The organism is Pyrococcus horikoshii OT3, from assembly GCF_000011105.1.
Classification (GTDB): domain Archaea; phylum Methanobacteriota_B; class Thermococci; order Thermococcales; family Thermococcaceae; genus Pyrococcus; species Pyrococcus horikoshii.
Window position 1 is genome coordinate 1,115,676 of the sequence record NC_000961.1, and the last position, 21,834, is coordinate 1,137,509.

General features: G+C 41.0%; 19 protein-coding genes, 2 pseudogenes and 1 CRISPR repeat array. Of the genes and pseudogenes, 11 read left to right on the forward strand and 10 right to left on the reverse strand.

The window, feature by feature from the left end; all coding sequences use genetic code 11:
* Positions 1 to 21: 21 nt before the first annotated feature.
* The 4 genes from truA to cas2 all read left to right on the forward strand — a co-directional run bounded on the left by truA (position 22) and on the right by cas2 (position 4,036).
* On the forward strand, positions 22 to 810 hold the full coding sequence (truA, locus tag PH_RS05835) for a tRNA pseudouridine(38-40) synthase TruA (protein ID WP_010885329.1): 789 nt from the start codon (positions 22 to 24) through the stop codon (positions 808 to 810).
* A 34-nt stretch (positions 811 to 844) separates the two neighbouring features.
* Entirely contained in the window at positions 845 to 1,312 is a 468-nt protein-coding gene (locus PH_RS05840; protein WP_010885330.1) for a hypothetical protein, read from the forward strand.
* A gap of 95 nt (positions 1,313 to 1,407) precedes the next feature.
* Entirely contained in the window at positions 1,408 to 2,109 is a 702-nt protein-coding gene (locus tag PH_RS05845; RefSeq protein ID WP_048053339.1) for a 6-hydroxymethylpterin diphosphokinase MptE-like protein, read from the forward strand.
* Between the two features lie 20 nt (positions 2,110 to 2,129).
* A CRISPR array of direct repeats spans positions 2,130 to 3,295; the repeat unit is 30 nt; unit sequence CTTTCAATTCTATTTTAGTCTTATTGGAAC.
* A gap of 483 nt (positions 3,296 to 3,778) precedes the next feature.
* Positions 3,779 to 4,036 carry a CRISPR-associated endonuclease Cas2 gene (gene cas2, locus PH_RS05850; protein WP_010885332.1) on the forward strand — a complete coding sequence of 86 codons (258 nt, stop codon included), beginning with the start codon at positions 3,779 to 3,781 and terminating at the stop codon, positions 4,034 to 4,036.
* On the opposite strand, the gene cas1b is transcribed toward cas2, so the two are convergent.
* From cas1b to PH_RS05895, 9 genes and pseudogenes are all read right to left on the reverse strand, one after another.
* Complete coding sequence (cas1b, locus tag PH_RS05855; protein ID WP_010885333.1) at positions 4,033 to 5,001, reverse strand: type I-B CRISPR-associated endonuclease Cas1b; 969 nt, start codon at positions 4,999 to 5,001, stop codon at positions 4,033 to 4,035. The genes cas2 and cas1b overlap by 4 nt on opposite strands.
* Before the next feature lie 4 nt (positions 5,002 to 5,005).
* Positions 5,006 to 5,515: pseudogene (cas4, locus tag PH_RS05860) on the reverse strand (CRISPR-associated protein Cas4).
* Between the two features lie 13 nt (positions 5,516 to 5,528).
* Positions 5,529 to 7,703: a CRISPR-associated helicase/endonuclease Cas3 gene (locus PH_RS05865; RefSeq protein WP_048053340.1), complete on the reverse strand. Its 2,175-nt coding sequence runs from the start codon at positions 7,701 to 7,703 to the stop codon at positions 5,529 to 5,531.
* Positions 7,700 to 8,329 (reverse strand): type I-B CRISPR-associated protein Cas5b, encoded by a 630-nt coding sequence (cas5b, locus tag PH_RS05870; protein WP_048053341.1) that lies wholly within the window; start codon positions 8,327 to 8,329, stop codon positions 7,700 to 7,702. Before cas5b ends, PH_RS05865 begins: the two co-directional genes overlap by 4 nt.
* A gap of 10 nt (positions 8,330 to 8,339) precedes the next feature.
* Positions 8,340 to 9,395 (reverse strand): type I-B CRISPR-associated protein Cas7/Cst2/DevR, encoded by a 1,056-nt coding sequence (cas7i, locus tag PH_RS05875; protein WP_010885338.1) that lies wholly within the window; start codon positions 9,393 to 9,395, stop codon positions 8,340 to 8,342.
* Positions 9,392 to 10,732 (reverse strand): type I-B CRISPR-associated protein Cas8b1/Cst1, encoded by a 1,341-nt coding sequence (gene cas8a1, locus PH_RS05880; protein ID WP_010885339.1) that lies wholly within the window; start codon positions 10,730 to 10,732, stop codon positions 9,392 to 9,394. Before cas8a1 ends, cas7i begins: the two co-directional genes overlap by 4 nt.
* Before the next feature lie 235 nt (positions 10,733 to 10,967).
* Positions 10,968 to 11,762 carry a CRISPR-associated endoribonuclease Cas6 gene (gene cas6, locus PH_RS05885; protein WP_048053342.1) on the reverse strand — a complete coding sequence of 265 codons (795 nt, stop codon included), beginning with the start codon at positions 11,760 to 11,762 and terminating at the stop codon, positions 10,968 to 10,970.
* A gap of 78 nt (positions 11,763 to 11,840) precedes the next feature.
* On the reverse strand, positions 11,841 to 13,445 hold the full coding sequence (locus tag PH_RS05890) for a carbamoyltransferase family protein (RefSeq protein WP_010885341.1): 1,605 nt from the start codon (positions 13,443 to 13,445) through the stop codon (positions 11,841 to 11,843).
* A gap of 38 nt (positions 13,446 to 13,483) precedes the next feature.
* Positions 13,484 to 13,690 carry a hypothetical protein gene (locus PH_RS05895; RefSeq protein WP_010885343.1) on the reverse strand — a complete coding sequence of 69 codons (207 nt, stop codon included), beginning with the start codon at positions 13,688 to 13,690 and terminating at the stop codon, positions 13,484 to 13,486.
* Positions 13,691 to 13,826: 136 nt separating this feature from the next.
* Between PH_RS05895 and PH_RS05900 the strand changes: the two genes are divergently transcribed.
* The 7 genes from PH_RS05900 to PH_RS05930 are packed head-to-tail and all read left to right on the forward strand — an operon-like array spanning position 13,827 to position 20,444.
* Entirely contained in the window at positions 13,827 to 14,369 is a 543-nt protein-coding gene (locus PH_RS05900; protein ID WP_010885344.1) for an adenylate kinase family protein, read from the forward strand.
* A gap of 1 nt (position 14,370) precedes the next feature.
* Positions 14,371 to 15,240, forward strand: a complete 870-nt coding sequence (locus PH_RS05905; protein WP_048053343.1) for a zinc metalloprotease HtpX — start codon at positions 14,371 to 14,373, stop codon at positions 15,238 to 15,240.
* Positions 15,241 to 15,284: 44 nt separating this feature from the next.
* A complete protein-coding gene (locus PH_RS05910; protein WP_010885346.1) occupies positions 15,285 to 15,482 on the forward strand; it encodes a C2H2-type zinc finger protein in 198 nt (65 codons plus the stop codon).
* Between the two features lie 47 nt (positions 15,483 to 15,529).
* On the forward strand, positions 15,530 to 16,213 hold the full coding sequence (locus tag PH_RS05915) for a diphthine--ammonia ligase (RefSeq protein ID WP_010885347.1): 684 nt from the start codon (positions 15,530 to 15,532) through the stop codon (positions 16,211 to 16,213).
* A complete protein-coding gene (gene rlmD, locus PH_RS05920) occupies positions 16,210 to 17,442 on the forward strand; it encodes a 23S rRNA (uracil(1939)-C(5))-methyltransferase RlmD (protein ID WP_048053344.1) in 1,233 nt (410 codons plus the stop codon). The genes PH_RS05915 and rlmD overlap by 4 nt, the downstream gene beginning before the upstream one ends.
* A 6-nt stretch (positions 17,443 to 17,448) precedes the next feature.
* Entirely contained in the window at positions 17,449 to 18,567 is a 1,119-nt protein-coding gene (locus PH_RS05925; protein ID WP_010885349.1) for an MFS transporter, read from the forward strand.
* A 23-nt stretch (positions 18,568 to 18,590) separates the two neighbouring features.
* On the forward strand, positions 18,591 to 20,444 hold the full coding sequence (locus PH_RS05930) for a prolyl oligopeptidase family serine peptidase (protein ID WP_010885350.1): 1,854 nt from the start codon (positions 18,591 to 18,593) through the stop codon (positions 20,442 to 20,444).
* On the opposite strand, the pseudogene PH_RS05935 reads toward PH_RS05930, so the two are convergent.
* Positions 20,427 to 21,794 (reverse strand): annotated as a pseudogene (locus PH_RS05935) (ATP-binding protein). The gene PH_RS05930 and the pseudogene PH_RS05935 overlap by 18 nt on opposite strands.
* Positions 21,795 to 21,834 lie beyond the last annotated feature (40 nt).

Here is a 21,834-nt window from a genome sequence, read left to right on the forward strand (position 1 = left end):
ATTAACACTTGATTTTTAAATATGAAGGTAGCCCTTAAAATAGCATATGATGGAACTAAGTTTCATGGATTCCAGAGGCAACCAAATGTGAGGACTGTGGAAGGCGAGATAATTAAAGCATTAAATAATTCTGGAATAATGTTTAATGAATTAAAGAGCGCATCAAGAACTGATAAAGGTGTTAGTGCCCTCGGCAACGTCGTAGCTATAACAACCGAAGATGAAAGGATAACAAATCCGATGATACTAAATGCGAAGCTTAAAGATGTATGGGTACTCTCAGCGGTTAAAGTCCCATCAGATTTTCACCCCAGGTTCTGGGCGAGGTCAAAGGTTTATAGGTACTACCTCCCCTCCTTCGATCTTGACGTCGAGAAGGTCAAAGAATGTTCTAAGCTCTTCCTTGGAGTTCATGACTTCTCAGCATTTTCAAGGGTAGATGGGAGAGAAACCGTAAGGAGCATAGATAGAATTGAAGTTCTGGATTTGGGTCCAGTTCTTGCAATAGAGGTTGAAGCAAAGAGCTTCCTTTGGGAGATGGTGAGAAGAATAGTGAAAACCCTAGAGCTCTGTGGCCTTGGAAAGCTAAGCTCAGAGGAAGTAAGGAAGATGCTACGAGGAAAGTTTGAGAAGAGCAGAAAGGTACCACCAGCCCCGGCCGAGGGATTACTCCTAGTTGAGGTTAAGTATAAAGGAATAGAGTTCCCCATCCATGATAAGGCCCTTGAGAAGTTCAGGAAAGATATGGAGAAGAGATTTAGGGAAAAAATTGCGAGGGCTTACCTCCTGTGGGATATGACAAAGATTTAAAAGGAAGTCTCTGAGTGGTCTTAGGTGAGAGCAGATGAAAGTTGAAGGATTAGTCTCAAGTTTGAGGAACGCTGAGACAATCGAGGATTTATTTTCCATCCTAAAAAAGAAGGGAGCTCCCATAATTGATTTAGAGGGGATCAAGAAGCTCATAATAGTTGAAGGAGACTTCGAAGGTAAACAGTTCTATACTGAAATAAACGGCATGAAGGCTAACTTAGCCCTTGGTGATGCAATGCTAAATTCAGCAAACGTTCCATTTAAGTGCAAGAAACCTTTCACGGGTGGAAATCTGATACTCGTGGATCTCACCAATATTGAGAGTAAAGAATTCGTATTAGCTTACAGGGACGATGTGGGAGTTTACTTCCACGTAAAAGAGGGAGAAGCTAAGGAGATAAGTAAGGAGGAATACGATAATCTGAAGAACAAAATGCCAGAATTTATAGTTAAAGGGTTAAGTGAAGAAGAGGCCGAAAGCATGGGTGCCTTCTTTGGATGACCTCAGTAGTGGTAGCTTTCATCATCCTTCAGGGCCGGGCTCGTTCCTCATCGGCCCAAACATTTTTCTTTGTCTCATGTTTTAACAGTTATTGTATGAAGTGGGAAGAGTGGAAACCATTCTATGAAAGGATCGTCAGGGTGATGGGTTACTCGATGGAAGATGATGAAAAGGCCGCGGAAGTTTTGAGATCCATATTAATTGAAAACGATAATTACATAATTAAAGAAGAAATTAATTCAATAATTATGGAAAGAGTCTATATATTTGGGGCTGGTCCAAATTTGGAAGATGAGATAAGGGGAAGAGACTTTTCAGATGGAACAAAGATAGCGGCAGATGGAGCGACCTCAGCTCTTTTGAAAAATGGGATAATTCCAGATATTGTTGTTACAGATCTGGACGGTAGGATAAGAGATTTGCTAGAGGCTTCAAAGAAGGCCGTGATGGTTGTCCATGCTCATGGGGATAATATTGACAAATTACCTATAGTTACTAACTTCCCCTTAGTCTTAGGAACTTGTCAGACAAAACCCTTGGATATAATATATAACTTTGGAGGCTTTACAGATGGTGATAGGGCCGCTTTCCTCGCAGAGGAGCTAGGAGCCAAAGAGATAATTCTCCTGGGCTTTGATTTTTCTGGAAAAGTTGGCAAGTGGAGTAAACCCTGGCTTACTAAGCATGTGGAAGCCTGGGAGGAAAAGAGAAAGAAGTTAGAGTTTGCAAGGGAACTCATAAAATGGCTTGCTAAAAACGGAAAGGCCAAGATATTCCTAGGAAATAAGAAGATCTAGAGCTCTTTATATTTTATCTTCAGCTAATTCTATTTTAGTCTTATTGGAACGAGTATATAGAAGTGGGCAGTGAGTATGTCCCAATATCTTTCAATTCTATTTTAGTCTTATTGGAACAATCGTATGAGGTTCCTGCAGTTACGTCGTGAGTGACTTTCAATTCTATTTTAGTCTTATTGGAACAAACTTCCTATATCGCCAGCAATATCAATCACAATTTCTTTCAATTCTATTTTAGTCTTATTGGAACGCAGCCCCTGCCTTTCCAGGTGCAGCTGCCCAGTCAGCTTTCAATTCTATTTTAGTCTTATTGGAACGTGGTCATGGTCTGGCGATGATGTTCCACTTTTAACTTTCAATTCTATTTTAGTCTTATTGGAACAGTAGCCCAATTGGAGCGCGATTATGACTATGCTTCTTTCAATTCTATTTTAGTCTTATTGGAACTCGCCACCAAGCACTCCATCTCCTTGATAGTCCAGCCCTCTTTCAATTCTATTTTAGTCTTATTGGAACGATTCTTAGTTCATTAGCCCCAACCTGCCACTCTTGTCTTTCAATTCTATTTTAGTCTTATTGGAACTAGAACAAATCAAGGAACAACTAAAGAACCTATCCCCTTTCAATTCTATTTTAGTCTTATTGGAACCTGGGGTTAAAAGACAAGTTCAACCTCAGCAAAAATGTCCTTTCAATTCTATTTTAGTCTTATTGGAACGGATGAACTGAAGTTTCTACTGAGCGAGCTCATAAAGCTTTCAATTCTATTTTAGTCTTATTGGAACCATCCGCAGGCTTCACGTACCAGGAGAACCTGTTCGTCTTTCAATTCTATTTTAGTCTTATTGGAACATATTATATACGCTGAACCAGTTTGTGAATGACGCTCTTTCAATTCTATTTTAGTCTTATTGGAACTTGGATGTCATAAGATTTACGGACTTCACACCGAGTACTTTCAATTCTATTTTAGTCTTATTGGAACTATCCAGTCCACGACCTTTATGTGTCCCGTATCCTGTCTTTCAATTCTATTTTAGTCTTATTGGAACACTTCTCAATTCCACGTGCCTCTACAAATGGACAAGCCTTTCAATTCTATTTTAGTCTTATTGGAACCCACAACCTCTGAACGAATTATTTCTCCAGCAGAAACCTTTCAATTCTATTTTAGTCTTATTGGAACAGGAGCCAATTTTGCTTTATTTCTCTACTAGAGTTACTATATTACTCAAATTTTATAAGACTTTTGGGCATTCCCTTTACTATAACTTTATATTTGTAGTGATTAAGAAGAGGATTGAGGGAAATTTCCTTACTCATATTTTCCTTTCTACGAGGAGTATTTAATTCTATTAATTGGAACACTACAAGACCATAACACTCAGCTCTTCATATTTAGTGTTTAAAAACCAATATTCTAAAAATGGTCAGATAATTACAGATTTTTTAGAGTTTTCCGATCTCATAAACTTAACTTCTTATTTTTGAAATTTTTTCGTGATAAAATACTATTTATTTTGTAACTTTTTGCAAAATAATAACAAGTAGTTAGTAAACATACCATGCCAAGCGAGAGAGAAGAGTACATTCATTAAAACTATCTAATTCCTTTATGCGATGAAAAGGATTATAACATCTTATATCGAATAATTTTCGGTGCATTGTTATGTATATAGTGGTTGTATATGATATAAACGTTGAAAGGGTAAATAAGGTTAAGAAGTTCCTGAGAATGCATTTAAATTGGGTTCAGAATAGCGTTTTCGAGGGTGAAGTAACGTTAGCTGAGTATGAGAGAATTAAAGCTGGACTTAAAAAGATAATAGATGAGGATGAGGATTCCGTGATCATATATAAGCTTAGATCAATGCCACCCAGGGAGATACTAGGGATTGAGAAGAATCCAATAGAGGAGATAATTTAAAACCATGCAACCAATGGCTTATACTCTTCAACTCCGACTAAATGCTTTATAAGCTTGTACGCTTCAAGCCTTATTAGTCTTTGCCTTGTAACATTACTTCCAATTTTTGGATGTTTAACCGACTTTTGAAGTTCTTCATTGTAAGCTTTCGTTACAATCTTCATTCCCTCCTCAGTCAAAAGAACCCCATTTAAATCTTCCCTAAAATGTTCCTTCTTTAGGCTTCCTTTCTTCACAAGTCTATTTGCAACTCTATCCGCAATAATTGGCTTGAAAATCTCACTCAGATCAAGGGAAAGGGAGAACCTCCTCTCGCTAGGCTCGTGGAGGTAGCTTATGGTAGGAGCTAGTTGGGTGTTGTATATCTCCGTAATTATCGTGGCGTAAAGCCTTGAGTTCAGAAAACTAATTAGCGCATTCATCTCATTTTTTGGAGGTCTCCTAGTTCTCTTAACTATTTTAAATTCCTCAGGAAGGTTCTCATCCCACTTGGCGTAGTATTCTTGCCTTATCCTAGCTTCAACGTTCATGATTTCCGTTATCTTCCTTGCATCATTTAACTCATCTAGATAATCGGAAAGCTTTGCTTTTATACCCCAATTCTTCAAATTCCTTTCCATGTTCTTTGTTCCTCCGGTTACGAAGGATTTCGCAAGGAAGAGTCTCTTCTCTTTGTTTAAATAGTGCTCTGCTTGCCTTATTATCAAATCTCCAGAGAGGAGTGTCTCTCTAGGATAAAAGGTTCCGTCATAGTAACCATAGTGATTAAAGAAGTGAATTAATATTCCCTTTTGGGCTATGTAGTGTAAGGCTTGTGATGTTATGTTCACGTGTCCGTATATGTAGATGTCGTATATTCCCTCAATTGCAAGGGGTTTTCTTCCCTTTGCGCTCTCAAAATATAGGGTGTTCTCCCTCCTTGTAAGGGTCCCATCAGAGAAAATTGTCAAGGGCTTTTTCCTCATCTTATTACCCCCAGCAGAGCTCCCTATACGCGCACTTCTTGCAAATTTTACTCTTCCTCGGCTTAGGTGGCTTTGGGGATGATTTTATAACTTCAACTTGAATTATAGCATCCTCAACCTCTTTTTCCCTACCCTCAAGTTCGATCTCTCTTTTTTCGTTTAGCTTTGGGTAGTGCAGTATCGCTTTGGCCTTTATCCCATGCTTCTTAAGGTAATAAAGATAGTAGAGGGTCTGCATCTCGTGGGCCTTCTCCATGGTCTTTCCTAGCTTTACCTCATGAACCTCTATGACGTCTCCTCTTCTGATGAAGTCTATTTTTATTGGGCCTATCAGAACTTCCTTTTCCTCGTTCTCATACCTCTGCTCATGGAGGAACTTCCCTAGATCTACCCACTCACTTTCCTATTCCATCGCTATTCCGTGGGTAAAGAACCATAGCTTTGTAGGGCAAATGTAGAGGTAGCTAACTTCAATTCCTCTAACGAACAACTCTTCTAAGGCGTATTCCTCCATAGGTCTTCACCACTTAAATAATATCCCCCTCAAGCGGTTTCCTTAAGAGGCCTAGCTCAGGTGAATATTCGAGTTCCGCCACCAGCAAATACTTCCCGGGTCCCTTATCGGATAATCTGTGGAAGTTTTCTTGTTCTGCGAAGAATAGCCAGTAAGGGATAGGAACCAGGTATTTGTGAACCTCCATGTACTGACCTTTGTTCAAAAGGTCTTCCACGACATGTTGGTATGTTCCTGGAATGGCCTCAATTCCTCCAAATAATTTATAAAATTCCATTTCTCCCTCAATGTAGTTGTCCATTGGTCTTATTTCTTTAAATAATCTCATGGCATACTCTTTATGCTCGAGAACTTTATCCACTATTTTATTCTCTTCCCTTCTGTAGGCTTCCGTTATTAAATAGGGTATTAATGATTCCCTAAGCTCTTTTCCATTAATTTCCCTAAGTATCTTTACAGTCTCTTCAACAACATCATACGGTCTGTATACATTTTTGTCATCTTCACTTCCCTTTGTCAGAACGTAAACATCTCTAGGCTTGCCAAACCCTCTCCTATTTACCCTGCCAAACCTCTGAATTAGAGCATCAAGGGGAGCTGGTTCCGTAATAATGCTCCCAAAGTCTATATCCAGGGAAACCTCAATTACCTGAGTTGCCACGACGAAGTCGAAATCGCTTAATGAATTCATCAGCATCTTCTCTTTATCTTCCCTGTCTCCGTAGGTAAACCTACCGTGAATTAGCATGACGTTCGCTCCGCTTTCTTTGAGTTTTGAATACACTTCGATGGAGGTATTCACGGTGTTACATGCAATCAATATAGGCCTTGGCCCAGGGAATTCTTCCGAATCTAAGGTTCTTATATCCCCATCTATCACGTTCACTCTATGCCTTGTGAATTTATCCGCTTCCTCTGGAGGAGTTTTAAGTTCTTTTGGATTTAAAATCGACTTTATTAGCTCTTCCAGGAACTTTGGAAAGGTTGCCGTCATTACAAGGGCTTTTGCCCTTTTCTCCTTCAGTAGCTCTAACATGGCCAATATAATTCCCAAGATATTTGACTCATAGGCATGGATCTCGTCAAAGATCAAAAGTGAGTTAATCAGCTCTACTAATGTGATTTCAAAGAATCCAACACCAAAGAATGCCTTCATTATCTGGAAGGGGGTAGTAATCTTTATTGGGGAATAGATCTTCCCGTAAAGGGAGAGCAACCTCTTGTACTCCAAAGAAGAAGAGTACAGGTAAATTCCCGATGAACTGTGAAGTAGGCCAACCAATCCTGGGTCTTTAAACATTTCCAGTAATCTTCTGTGCATGGCATTTATACTAGCTTTGTATGGAAGAATGTAAAATATTCTACTCGATATTCCTTTCTTAGTTCTGTGAGCGTTTTTATTCGCCCATAAAAGGGCTGCTTCAGTCTTTCCATAACCTGTGGGGGCATAGAGAATTACATCTCCCTCTGTCATCGAGGAGCTTAATTGAAGTGGTCTCCACTTCTCCCTCGGAATTTTCATCTCCACAAACTGCTCTATGTCTGGTAGAAATCTTATTGAGCTCTCTCCTGCGGAAGCTAGGTGATCACAGGCATTTAATAGACCCTTTAAAATTATCATTTCATCCCTCAACCTGTTTACATTTTCCTCATACCACTTCAATAGATCTTCAAAGTGAAAGTCCCTTACATCCTCCTCCCAGTTCTTTGGTAGCTCTAGTAACTTTTTCTTTTTCCCAAATACGTAGATTTCCCAAAGAGGGATCTTCAAAAAATACATTTCAATGTATTCCTTATTTTCGAGGAGCTCTTCGACTCTCGCTTCATATTCTCCCCTGTATTCTCCAATAGGGATATAGTTTTTCACCTCGCTTATTGGCTTATGGTGGGTGAGAATTGACAATCCCACTAACATTTTATGCTCATCTTTAAGGTCTAAAAATTGAATGAAGGGCGTGGAGAGAATTTCATGTCTGTATCCCCACGTTTTTGGATTTTTCTGGAAACCAAGGGCACATTTTCCAAGGTCATGGAGGATGATGGTGTAAAACTCTAATTCCCAAACTTCGGGGAAGATCTCCTCCAGCCAAGGAAAAGCCCTTTTCATGCTTTTGAGAACGTTAATAGCATCCATAACGTGGCATTCCAGGAAGTCATGCGGATTGAATTTTGCAAAGCATACCTTCATTTCTTCCACCTGTGCAGGTAAACTCCTATATTGAGTTCAGGATCGTAGAGAGCTCTAACCATTTGCCTCTTTCTCTCACCTTCATTTCTTGGGAAGAGGGTAATCACGAAAGGTTTAATGAGCCTTGCCTTCCTGGGAATCGTTGAGTAATCGTATTCAACGACTAATGTATGAACTATTCCAGGTATACCTAGCTCTATTGGGACTACGGTTCCCCCTACTGGGGCTTCCCTCTCTTCAAGCTCCACCTTCTTTATCTCTTCTAGGGTGGCAAGATCGCTTGACCTTCCCAGGAGGAGTTGATACTTAGGTTTTCTGAAATATTCTTTCCAATCATCTGGAAGGTAAAGATAGAGCTCTGCATCGTAAAGAATTTCTCTCGCTATGACATCTGTTTCTTCCTTTGAGAGGGAATGGATCCTTTCTAAGTCAATCCCTTTCCCTTCACTTCTGAAAACGTAGCCAATATACTGGAGTTCCGATAAATAAACGGGCTCCCCCCTTGCACAGGAGAGTATTCCTTGGATAGTGAAAGGAGGGGGAACTGGAAGGGTAGGCTGATACCCAGCTTGAAATGTAGGATAACGAAATGAAGCCGTCCAAGATTTTAATTTCACCCTGATCATTTCCTCACCTTTAGATGTAATATTTCCCAGCCTCTTCTGCAAACTTTTCAATGATCTCTCCGACTTTCCCTTCCACAACTTCGATGCCAGCAGTGGATTTTATTGCCTCTATCTCTAAGCCCAGAGATCTTACAAACCCCATGTCGTACCCCAGGAACAGTTTTGAATCTATTATATCGGAAAAGTCCTCCAGCCTTGTCGCTAGCGCTTCAGCATCTAGAATAATTTCCCCCTTTTCTTCTCTTACTATGTCACTAATGAACGGGTTTATACCTCCATTCACGATTATCCCCAGGAATAATTTTGGTGTGACATCAGTGTGATACTGAGTTTGCTTTGCTCCTCCCGTTAAATAGCGAAGGGCCTTTATAGTTTCAATGGACCTCTTTTTCCTTATCTCTTTTGGCATTATCCATTCGCCATCTTTAATCTCAACTCCAACATTTCTAGCTAGCTCTTCTAACTCCTTAATTTCTTTGACTATATCTTCACCCTTTCCCTTCTTCGGGATGTCATCTCTTGTCAGCAAGTTTTTGTACCCGGCTTTGTTCTTAGTTGTGAACCTTCCAACTAAATCCAAGTCAAGTGAGAACGCTCCCTTTAGAACTGTGGAATAAAATTCTTGACTATAGGGGACGGGATCCCCTTCATGCCTCGATGCGTACCCCTCATCTATTGTTAGGGAACTTCTGTCTGGAAGTACCGAAACCAATGGAGTATTTTTCAGCGGAGATATCCTTGTGACCGTAACGTTAACTTTGTTCTTCTTGTAAGCCCGCATGTAGCCAAACACATCGTCATCCGGATATTTAATAGGGTTTGCTGCTGTAAATACCTGTTTTTCTTCCCTAAACAGTGGGGAGAGTTCCCAGTTGAAATACTCCTTTAATGTTATTCTCCACCAATACCTCCAGGCCTGTGGAGAAATATATACGTACCTATTTCCTCCCCTTCTGAGAGTCTTTACCCTCGTAACGTTTCTGTCGGGTAGACTTTCGTCAATACCCAACATATTTAGGGCGGAGTGTGGGGCATCAATCAATACGAAACCTGCAGCAAACTTCATTCTTCCACCTCCTCCCCGGCTCCATAGAATTCAGTTTCTTCGGAAGCTTCAACCTTGGCGAGTCTATCGTGGAGCTTTTCATAAATCCTAAAAAGCAAAAGATTTCTAACAGTTCTCCAGGAAATCTCCAAATCCTCCCCATACGTTGTCAATAGCCTAGCAAACTCGTCAAAAGTCATCAATGAACCCTTAAGACCCAATCTCTGGCGGAGTTTCTCTAGGTTTACAAAAAACGCTTCAAACTGATAAAGCTTTTCGGATCTTTCAAGTTCCCTAACTCTTGCGGAAAGCTTATTGTCCGGGAGCTCTTTTAAAGTTTCAACTATCCTATCCCCAACCTCTTTAATAAACTCAAGGGCTTCTTTGTTCAACCCTAACACCTCCGTACAATAAAAGAAGAGGAGATTCCAGCTAGCATTCGGCTTTCTTTCGGTCATATTTATAAAGTACGGAAGGATGCTTTCTCCGCTCAAAAGCTTTTGATAGACCTCATTCGAGTGAACTTTCTCATTTTCACGACCTTTCCTCCATCCCATAGCTACAATCCTCTCCCATCCGGCCCGATCATGCCTAGCTGCATGAGCTACAAACCTTGTTACTGTGGAAGGAACGTGAATAATAGTCATCTCTGGCCTTCCCCTGTTTGGATTAGTGAAGTAATAAAGGGTTATTGAGGCATTCTCCCATAGTTTTTCATCTTCAGTTTTTAGGCTAACTTCAGTAAGAAGGGTAAACAGGAAGTTTTCAGGCCTTTTGTAGCCCCTTCCGGAGGAGACTAGTCTGGTAAGAAGGACATCATTTAATGCTTCCCTGTGGAGCTCTAGCATTAGTTCTGGTGGATATGTATGAATTAGAAGTAATCTGGGGAGACGGTAGAGGATTAGGGGCATGAATTGCACGAGGAACAAACAGTGGGAACAGATGTTTGCACCATCTTTTCCCGAGGGGAAATAGTTTGGAACCCCTCCGCTCCCAATGAGAGGGAATTCAGAGCGATAAACGGGCTTGCTACGTGAGTGCCTTCTACCACAAATTTCACAAAGTGGTGTACTAGGATCCTCTTTCTCTTGGAGCAAGCTTTCTAAGTTTTTTGCAATATTCTCAGGAGTCCTTTTCTTGGTCATACTTGGGTTGGCCATTAATAATCCACTATTTGGAAAAAGAAGGGCATGAAGATAACTGGAACTCCACTCTTTTCTAGAGTATAGTTCAGATGCAAATTTTATGGCTTTTTCAATGTCCTCCTGGGTTAGTTCTTCAGGTCTAGTTTTTCCAGAGTATAAGAGGAGGGCAACTAAACCCCCATCAACAAAGGGATGCCCAGTCCAGCTAAACATGTTCAACAAGCCTCCTACGCTCTAAGAAAGCACACTAAAGAAAGCCTCAATCTCTTGTTCCCTCTGGTTATCTCTTGCAAGGGTTATAAGCTCTATTTCAAACTCTACTTCATACATAAATTATCACTAATTCAAGATATAATTAAAGCATTTATATCTTTTAACTTTTTCTTGAATCATAATAACCTAAAAATACGAAAATAAAGAGAGTAATTTTTTAAATTTTATTAAGTAACTATGTCCCGGTTTCTAGTTCCCTGTTCTCATTAAAACTCATACTTTCTTGAAAGCTCCCAATGTTTTTCCGTCTTTTTCTCTGCTCATCTACCTTTACCATCCCAAACCCCAACGAATTCTTCTCTCCAAAACCTACCACGTAACCCACTCTTATCAGTTCATCATCACCATAAGCCCTAAACACGAGGTGCCAAGCCATCTGATAAATTCCAGGCTTAACTTCAAACCTCTTCGGCTTGGCCGCTATAATCTCCATTTCAAAGTCATCCGGTGGTTTTTCCCCTTTGATCATCACATACTTATCCTTGAGATTCTCCCTTATCAGTGCATAGAATTCCTCCTCCAAAGGGGAAACATCATACCTCTTACCTCCCTTTTCCATAGTAACTGCTATTGGAGATAACGTAATGAACGTTGAACCACTAAACTTCTTCGGCTCTTTCAAGGTCTTAACCTCCTCCAGATAGAACTTCTCTCCCCAGAGGGTTATTTCCGGTTCCCTAAAGAGGCCTGTTATAAAAGCCTCCGCTATCTCAGGGATGCATGTGGAAAAATAGAAGAAGCCCCTCCTATAGCCCAGGAAGTAGGGCAAGCCTTTAGGATGTTCCCTTCTTTCGGTCATAAATAAAGAGTATGTAAATAGCTTTGGTCCCTTCGTCTCATGGAGGAACGTGCTAAGTCTAGGATTAGTGAGCTTTATCCTATTGTATATTAATCCCTGCAAGAAGTACTGATGATTGTACGGAACTCTAAACTTCCTCTCCTCAGGCTTAACCTTAATTAGAAACCTCATGATTATCACCTAATTGAAACTTATCAACTACCATTAGTCGTCAGAACTTAAAAAACTTATCATCCCACAAATTGTCAATTATACTATGTAAACACCAAACCTCTCCAAAAGTAGAACGTCGAGTTTTGCTGATTTAGCAGTTCTTATGGCATCTAAAGGTGAGCAAACTATTGGTTCTCCATGCATATTAAAGGAGGTATTGAGGACTGCTCCCACTCCAGTTCTTTTTTCGAACCTCCTTATAATCTTATAATATGTTCCAAGATCCTTTGGAACGCTCTGTGGCCTAGTAGTTCCGTCAATGTGAACTACTGCCGGTGCAACTTCCATGAATTCCTCACTTGCTAAGTAACTCATCGTCATAAATCTGTTCGGTTCACCAGTTAAGTCCTCAATATAGTCGGGAAACCTTTCTTCTAATATTGAAGGGGCGAAGGGCTGGAAGACATCTCTCCTCAATGCTAAATTTAGTTTTTCCCTAACTTTCTCATTCCTGGGATCGGCAAGTATTGATCTGTTCCCAAGGGCCCTTGGTCCATACTCCAACCTTCCCTGGAATAGGCCAACGAGCTTTCCCTCCACCAAGGAATCCGCAACGAAAGAAGGAACGTCAACCTCTTCGTACTCAAGCCCTTCCCTCTTGAGGATTTCCTCTATTTCTTCGGGAGAATAAGAAGGTCCCAGGAAGACGTGTTTAAGCTTAAAGGGTTTCCACTTACCAAAGAGCAACTCCATTTGAGCTTTGACATAAATTGCAGCGCCAAACGCTAATCCGGCATCATCCATAGCTGGAAAGATCCAGATATCCCCGAAGATCCTCCTTAGAATTGCATTGGCTTTTACGTTCTGAGCAACCCCTCCAGCGTACGCTATTGGGAGTTCATACTTCTTTAGCTCGAGCCCCATTTCTTCTATAAGCCTTTCTAAGTGCGCTTGAGCACTTGCTGCTATCTCTATTGCCTTCTTCTCGAGTTCATTATCCATGATACCCCTCTTAAGATTTGAGGATACTTCTTTGGCCTTTTCTAAGGGAAATTCAAAAAACTCTGCTAGCTTTTTCGTAGCCTCAGTACCTATTACCTTAAGCTTATTCTCGAACGTTAGACCGTTTAGCTCTATGATCGCTGAAAGTTCGTATCTTGGATTCCCGTAAGCAGCTAAACTCATAACCTTCCCCTCATGCCTCATAGGCTTAAAACCAAGCAACTCCGTTACTGAAGCATAGAAATCACCCAAGGAATCTATGTACGTTGACTGGGCTATTCTAAACATCTGACCATCTTTGGCTATACTTACAGTGGAGCTCAGCCCATCTCCAGCTGCATCTATCGTTAAAACTACAGCATCCCTAAGGCCTGAGCTATAGTATGCCGAGGATGCATGGGCAAGGTGATGTTCAACAAAAATAGCTTTTTCCTTAAATTTCGGACCAAATATTGATTTTAATTTATGTTCAAGCTCTAATAATCTCTTTTGCCTCCTGAAGAGACCAGCAATTGCAATTACATCTACATCATCAGGCTCAGTCCCCGACATTTCAAGAACTTTTCTAATGCTCAATTCTGGGAATCCTCTATACTTCTTTACCCTATTTAGCCTCTCCTCATTAACAGCGTATATCTCCTCATCATTAAGAAGCACGGCCCCAGCGTCGTGACCGTCATGAATTCCAAGGATTATCATCGAATAAGTATATTAAAAAAAAGAATAATAAAGATAACTCAAGCTCCAGCCTGCTTTATAAACCTAACTATCTTAGCCTCTTCCCTTGTAACTAGCTCCTTTTCCCTTCTAATAACCCTAAGCAGAGAAACATTTTTTATCCTTTTTTGCCTTATCATCCTGGCCAACCTAGCTTCTTCCAAAAGTAGGGCCTCCCTCCTTCTTCTAACTATGTCCAACCTTTTAAGTAAGAGGTCGAGCTCCATGTATTGTCACCTTATACATTTATTCCCCTAAGGATTTATAAACTTCTCGTTGAACGTTGTATCAATGTTCGTTAATCAACGATATTAGATCCATACCTTTAAAACCTAGGTATTAACTTTTACCGATGGTGGGGACATGCTCATAGCTATAACCGGCACTCCTGGCGTTGGAAAGACTACCGTGGCCAAGCTTCTAGCCAAGAAGCTTAACTATGAGTACGTGAGCCTTAAAGACTTCGCCCTTGAGAAGGGTTGCGGGAGGAGGGTAAACGATGAAGTTGAGGTTGAGATCGATGAGCTAGCTTACTTTATCGAGAGGGAACTTAAGGGGAAGAATGCAGTTTTAGATGGACATCTAAGCCATTTAATGCCGGTTGACCTTGTCGTAGTCCTCAGAGCCCATCCAAAACTAATAGGAGAAAGGCTCAGAGAGAGGGGTTATGACAGAGAGAAGATAGGGGAAAATGTTGAAGCTGAACTCGTAGATGCTGTACTTATAGAAGCCATCGAGGAACACGAAAATGTTATAGAGGTTGATACTACTAATAAATCTCCGGAAGATGTTGTTGAGGAGATAGTAAGCCTAATCAATTCAGGCATTAAAAAGAGGGTAGGTATAGTGGATTGGAGTGAGGTGTATGACGAGATAATACCCTATCTAAGGCTTGGAGGTGAGTAAGATGGGTTTAGGTCTTTGGATAAGAACTGGAATTTTAATGACCCTTCTAACTGTAGTATTAGTGGGGATAGGTTATCTTCTAGGCGGAACTGGCGGGATGATAATAGCTTTCACGCTGGCCCTTTTCATGAACCTCATAAGCTATTGGTTCAGCGACTCTATTGTTCTTAATTGGTATAACGCGAGGATAGTTAGCGAGGAGGAAGCCCCCGAGCTCCATTATATCGTAGAAAAGCTTGCTAGACAAGCCGGAATTCCAAAGCCAAGGGTTGCCATAGTCCCAACTATGGTCCCAAATGCATTTGCAACTGGGAGGAGCCCAAGAAATGCCGTAGTTGCCGTAACTGAGGGTTTACTACAGCTACTAAATAAAGATGAGCTTGAGGGAGTTATAGCCCATGAGATAAGTCATATAAAGAATAGAGACACACTAATTCAGACTATAGCAGCAGTCTTGGCTGGGGCCATTATGATACTCGTTGATTTTGCTAGGTGGTCACTTTGGTTTGGAGCCTATGATGACGAGAGAGATTCGGGAAGCGTAATAGGATTAATTCTCGCTATAATCTTAGCTCCACTTGCTGCAACCTTAATCCAGCTAGCTATAAGCAGATCAAGGGAGTACCTAGCCGATGAAACTGGGGCTAGGATAAGCGGGAAGCCTCACGCCCTTGCTAGTGCCCTCATGAAAATAGAGGAGGCCGTGAGGTACAGACCCCTTAGGAGGGGTAACCCAGCAACGGCCCACATGTTCATAATTAACCCATTTAGGGGAATAGACTTTGCGGAGTTATTCTCCACCCATCCACCAACCGAGAAGAGGATAGAGAGGCTTAGGAAGATCGCCCTTGAGATGGGTATAATCTTCTAGAAACTTTTATAAATACCCTGACAACTCAAGGATGGGGAGGTAAAATGGTGAGGCTCAAGGCGATCATAGTAAGGGATAGGGATGGCGAGGAGTTCTTAAGGTGCCCGAGGTGTGGGATGGTCTTCAAGAGGAGGAAGGATTACATAAGGCACGTTAACAAGGCTCATGGATGGCTCTTTGGAAGGGGAAAGCCGAAGGGGAAGAGGTTAAAGAAGAAGTATGCAAAGCTCCTTTCTAAGTGATTTTTATTTTTAATGATGAAACAGCCAGGACCCTGATGGGATGATGAGTGGTGGGCTTAGCTGATGTTGCGGTACTCTATTCTGGAGGAAAAGATTCCAATTATGCACTTTATTGGGCCTTGAAAAGTGGGCTCAGGGTGAGATATTTAGTTTCTATGGTAAGTGAAAATGAAGAGAGCTACATGTACCATACGCCAAATGTAGAGCTTACTTCCCTTCAAGCTAGGGCCCTTGGAATTCCAATAATTAAGGGATTCACGAAAGGAGAGAAAGAGAAAGAAGTTGAGGATTTAAAAAATGTTTTAGAGGGGTTAAAGGTAGACGGAATTGTTGCTGGAGCATTAGCAAGTAGATATCAGAAAGAAAGGATAGAAAATGTAGCCAGAGAGCTCGGCCTAAAGGTTTACACTCCGGCCTGGGAAAAGGATCCGTACCAATATATGTTAGAGATAATAAAGCTTGGGTTCAAGGTAGTATTCGTTGCTGTTTCCGCTTACGGTTTAAATGAAAGCTGGCTCGGGAGGGAGCTTAACTATAAAAACCTAGAGGAGTTGAAAAAGCTCAGCGAAAAGTATGGAATTCACATCGCTGGGGAAGGAGGAGAATTCGAAACCTTTGTCCTTGACATGCCGTTTTTCAAAGCTAAGATCGTCATAGATGATGCAGAGAAATTCTGGGATGGTCTCTCGGGAAAATTTATAATCAAGAGAGCTCACTTAGAGTGGAAATGAGGGGGAAGATAACCAAGATCAACGAAAATGGCCTTGGAGTCCTAGGAAATATCCTAGTACCGTTTGCATACCCTGGGGATGAAGTTGAAGTAACTGAAACGAGGGAAAGATTCGGAAAGATTATAGCAAGAGACTTTAAGCTAATGACTCCTTCTCCCCTGAGGATCCCTGGTAAATGTAGCCATTTCGGTAAGTGTGGTGGGTGTTTGTGGCAGGGATTAAGGTATAGAGAGCAACTCAAGTTAAAGGAGGAAATTTTCAAGAGGATAACTGGAATTGAGGCCGAAATAAAAGGCTCTCCCAGGATATGGTATTTTAGGAACATCAGCAATTTCATAATAACCGTGAACGGGATAGGATTCAAAGAGTTCGGAATGCCAAAAACAGTAGTTAACATTAGGGAATGTCCAATTTTTTCCGAGAGAACTCCAAAGTATCTAAAAGCTTTGAAAGATTTCTTGAGAGAATCTAACCTAAAACCATGGAACTGGAGGGAAGGAGACGTTCACTACCTCCAGGTTAGAGAGGGAAAGTTTACTGGCGAGGTTATGGTAAATATAATAGCCCACGTTCCCCTTAACTATAGGGAAGCTCTTATGGAGGCTTTTAACTTCGCGGATTCAATATATTGGAGCTTAAAAGCTGATAAGAAGGATGATCCACGAGGCTTCCCAACCTTAGTTTTGGGTAACGAGGTGATAAGGGAGAAAGTTGAGGGAATAACTTACCTTATCCACCCTTCCGTTTTCTTCCAAACGAATAGCTATGCTCTACCCCTTCTACTGAAGAGCGTGGAGAAGTTTTGTGAAGGTTCAAAAGTTCTCGATCTTTACTCGGGAATAGGCACCCTCTCACTTTACCTTGCGAAGAGAGGATTCGAAGTTACAGGGGTTGAGGTAAATGGAACCTCAGTAGAGATGGCAAAAAGGAGTGCTGAAATAAATTCGATAAATGCAACTTTCATTCAAGGAAAAGCTGAAGATGCTGAGCTAGAAGGTTACGAAACCCTAATAGTCGACCCACCCAGGAAAGGATTAAAAGAGTTCTCCAGGAGGATCGTGAAGAAAGGCCCCAACACTCTTATATATGTTTCTTGCAATCCGCTAAGGTTCATCCTTGATTATAGGAACTACCTCTCAGAGGCTTACAAGGTGGATGACGCTCTATTAATAGACATGTTTCCCCACACTCCCCATATTGAAGCTGTAATTAAGCTCGTTAGAAGGTGATCAAGAGTGCAGAAGCTAATAATACTTATATTGATAAGCTTAGGATGGATATTCAACTACTCTCACAGGATGGCCGTTCCCTCCCTTGCTCCAATACTCATGAAGGAGTTAAGCATTAACAATACTGAGGTTGGCCTTCTAATGACGGCTCTGCTATTACCTTACTCTTTAATTCAAGTACCTGCTGGGTACATTGGAGATAAAATCGGGAGAAAAAAGTTGCTGACTCTCAGTATACTTGGATATTCAATATCTTCTGCTTTAATAGTTCTTGCAAGAAATTACTGGGATTTAGTGGCCATCAGAGCTTTATATGGCTTCTTTGCTGGCCTCTATTATGCTCCTGCAACTTCCCTAATAAGCGAGCTTTTTAGAGAGAAGAAAGGTTCTGCTTTGGGCTTCTTTATGATTGGGCCTGCTATAGGCTCAGGAATAACACCTTTAATAGTTGTCCCAGTTGCTCTAATGCTTAACTGGAGGCTTTCCTTCCTAGTTCTCTCGATAATGAGCTCTATAGTTGGCGTTCTCCTCGTGCTAACCGTTAAGGGAGAACCCGTAGAAGTTGAGAGGGCTAAGTTCAGCATTCCCAAGGGAGTCCTTCTATTAAGCTTAGCGAACTTCCTGGGACTTGGGGCTTTCTTTGCCATGTTAACCTTCTTGGTTTCCTACTTAGTTTCTAAAGGGGTAGATATAAAGGAGGCCTCCCTCATGTTCTCCATACTTTCCTTGGTGGGAGTCTTCGGATCAGTGACAGCGGGTTTTCTCTATGATTATGCTGGAAAGGTCAGCGTCTTCCTCGCTTACCTACTTAACTTTCTCTTGACTTTCTTGATAATAGTTTTTCCAACTCCTTTACTCCTAATACCTTTGGGCTTAGTCTTATATTCAGTTGGGGGAATAATAACGGCTTATACAGCTGAAAAAGCTGAAAAAAGTAATCTTGGAGTTGTAATGGGCTTTGTAAATATGGTTGGCTTTTTTGGAGCCACTACAGGCCCCTATGTAGTGGGATTTCTGATAGATAAATTAGGGTACTCGAGGGCCCTACTCTCAGTTCCGCTAGCTTATTTAGTCTCGGCCCTAATAATAATAGTCGACATAAGGAAAACTTCATATAAGAGTTAACTCAACGTTTAGATGGTGATCTTATGGTTGAGGATCCCTACATCTGGATGGAGAACCTCCAAGATAATAGGGTTAGAGAGATAATTGAAAGGGAAAATAAGAAGTTCAGAGAATTCATTGGAGAGCTTAGCGACAAATTATTTCCCGAAGTTTGGGAATACTTTTCAATCCCCACAGTAACCATGGCCAAGATAACGAAGAGGGGAATTATAGTTTCATATAACGAGAAAGATAGGAGCATTATAAGGTGGCTTGATGGTGATGTTATAGTCGATTCAAAGGAAATAGAGAGGGAAGTTGGAGATGAAGTCTTACTCCAGGGATTCACAGCAGACGACGAAGGTGAAAAGCTGGCTTACAGCTTTTCAATTGGAGGTGCTGACGAGGGAATAACGAGGATAATCGACCTCAAGAGTGGAGAAGTTATAGAGGAGATAAAGCCCTCCATTTGGAACATATTATTCTTAAAGGATGGCTATTACTTTGCAAGGTTCTATAGGAAGGAGAAAACTCCTGATGGAGTTGATCCTCCGGCTGAAAGGGTATTCTGGAAGGATAAAGAAGGAGAGAAGATGGTGTTTGGAGAGGGGCTAACATCCGGATACTTCATGACTCTCAGAAAGAGCTCAGATGATAAGTTTGCAATGCTAACCTTGAACTATGGATGGAATCAGGGAGAAATATACGTTGGCCCCATTGACAAGCCCCAGGAGTGGAGGAAGGTTTACTCTGCTACTGTTCCTGTGGAACCCGTAGATATAGTTAACGGAAAACTCTATATCCTTACCAGGGAAGGAAGAGGAATGGGGAAGGTAATAGCAGTAAAGGATGGCGAGATTGAGGAAGTGATTCCAGAGGGGGAGTTTCCATTAGAGTGGGCCGTAATAGTTGATGATAAAATAGTAGCGGGAAGGCTCGTTCACGCAAGCCACAGGTTGGAGGTTTATACATTAAAGGGGGAGAAAATTGAAGAAGTCACTTTTGACATTCCAGGGGCACTGCATCCATTAGATAAAAACAACAAAGAAGTTCTCCTCAGGTACATCAGCTTCACGATCCCTTACAGACTCTATGAGTTCAAAGATAAGCTAAGAATTATAGAGGAAAGAAAGGTTGAAGGGAAATTTAAGGTTGAGGAGGACTTTGTCGTAAGCAAAGATGGAACGAGGATTCATTACTTCATCATTAAAGGGGAGAAGGATGAGAAGAAGGCGTGGGTCTTTGGATACGGAGGCTTTAACATAGCCTTAACCCCCAGGTTCTTCCCCCAGGTTATACCATTCCTCAAAAGGGGAGGAACATTCGTTATGGCCAACTTAAGAGGAGGAAGCGAATATGGCGAGGAATGGCATAGGGCCGGAATGAGGGAAAACAAACAGAATGTATTTGATGACTTCATAGCAGTTCTTGAGAAGCTTAAGAAAGAGGGTTACAAGGTTGCGGCCTGGGGGAGGAGTAATGGTGGGCTTTTAGTTTCTGCAACTTTAACCCAGAGGCCAGATATTATGGATGCTGCATTGATCGGTTATCCAGTGATAGATATGTTGAGGTTCCATAAACTTTACATAGGAAGCGTTTGGATTCCAGAATATGGGAATCCAGACGATCCTAAGGATAGGGAGTTCCTACTGAAGTATTCTCCCTATCACAATGTCGACCCCAACAAGAAATATCCCCTGACGCTCATCTATACAGGTTTGCACGATGACAGGGTTCATCCAGCACATGCACTAAAATTCTTCATGAAGCTTAAGGAGGTTGGTGCTCCAGTTTACCTAAGGGTGGAAACTAAGAGCGGGCACATGGGAGCTTCACCAGAAACTAGGGCTAGGGAGCTTACAGATCTTTTAGCTTTCGTTTTAAAGTCCCTCTCTTGATTTTTGCTTTACTATCTCTTCAAAATCTTCTAGATCCCAAACAAGATATCCATCCTCTATTAAAGGTTCTTTTCTTTTAATTTCCCTGGCTATTAATCCATAGTACTTTTCCCATCCTTCCAAACCAAGAAGTTTGGATTTTTTATTTAAAACCTCTAAGATTTCCCTTGCTTCTCTCTCCTTTAGCGTCTTCCACTTTACTTCCACCAATAGACCTTTTTTCTCCCTTTCATTGAGGGCTACTATATCAATTTCTTCTTCCTTGTACCACCATCTTCCGATCTTTTCAAACTTAAATGGTAGCTTATTGATCTTGTTTAGTTCGATCAAGAATTGCCTTGCAATTTTTTCAAATACCCATCCCAAGTATCTCGGATACTCTCCTTTTATTTCATCCACGTTAAAAATTCCTTCTTCGATGCGAGATAAGTTTGGATAAATAAAGCGAAACCAAAATGCTAGAAAATTGTCTAAAACGTAGTACCTTCCTTTCTTGGACGTCTTTTTTTCAGTAATGGGGACTTCTCTAACTATAAGATCAGCTTCAATTAAATTCCTGAGATAAGGTGTTATATCCGAGTTCCTTAGCCCTGTGAAATCCTTTATCTCCTTTAGTGTCGTCTTTCCAAGTGCTATTGCTTCTAAAATTCTCTTATAAGTTGTTACTTCGCTGAATTCATAACGGAGAAGGAAATCTACTTCATCCTTAAAAAAGCTGATTGGATTTTTAAGTTCCTCTTCAAGCAACTCCCAAAATGGTGGTTTTACTTGGATTATGTAGAAGGGAATACCATCTGTCATTCCGTAAATTTCTACAAGCTCTTCCCAGCTACAGCTCGGGAAGAACTCCCTTAATGTAAAGAAGTTCATAGGCCTAAGCTTTAAAGAGCCCGTTCTTCTTCCGTATAGAGGGCTTTTATAGCTTAGCACTTTTTCTGTGATCATGCTAACTGAAGATCCTAGGAGGATTAGCTTAGTGTTTGAGTTTGACAAGTCAATATCAACGCTCCTTTGAAAAATTGAAAGTATCCTTGGATCTTCCTTAATTAGGTTTGGGAACTCATCAATTATGATTATTCTTTCCCTTAACGCATGCAACGTCCCCTCCCAGTCCTCTCTGGAGTACTTAACTTCAGGGAATCTCTCTTCTGCAATTCTTCAGAAGTGTCTCAAGTTGTCTCCCTCAACAGCTAAATAATAAACATGAGGATAGTTTTTCACAGCTTCAAGAACGAGACGCGTTTTACCGACTCTCCTTCTTCCATAAACCACTATAAGCTCGAAACCCTTCTTTTCGAGTCTCTTCTTGAGTGCATTAAGCTCTGCTTTCCTGTCAATAAATGGAAACATGTAATAATCACCATTATCATAATTCAGATTATCATTTTAA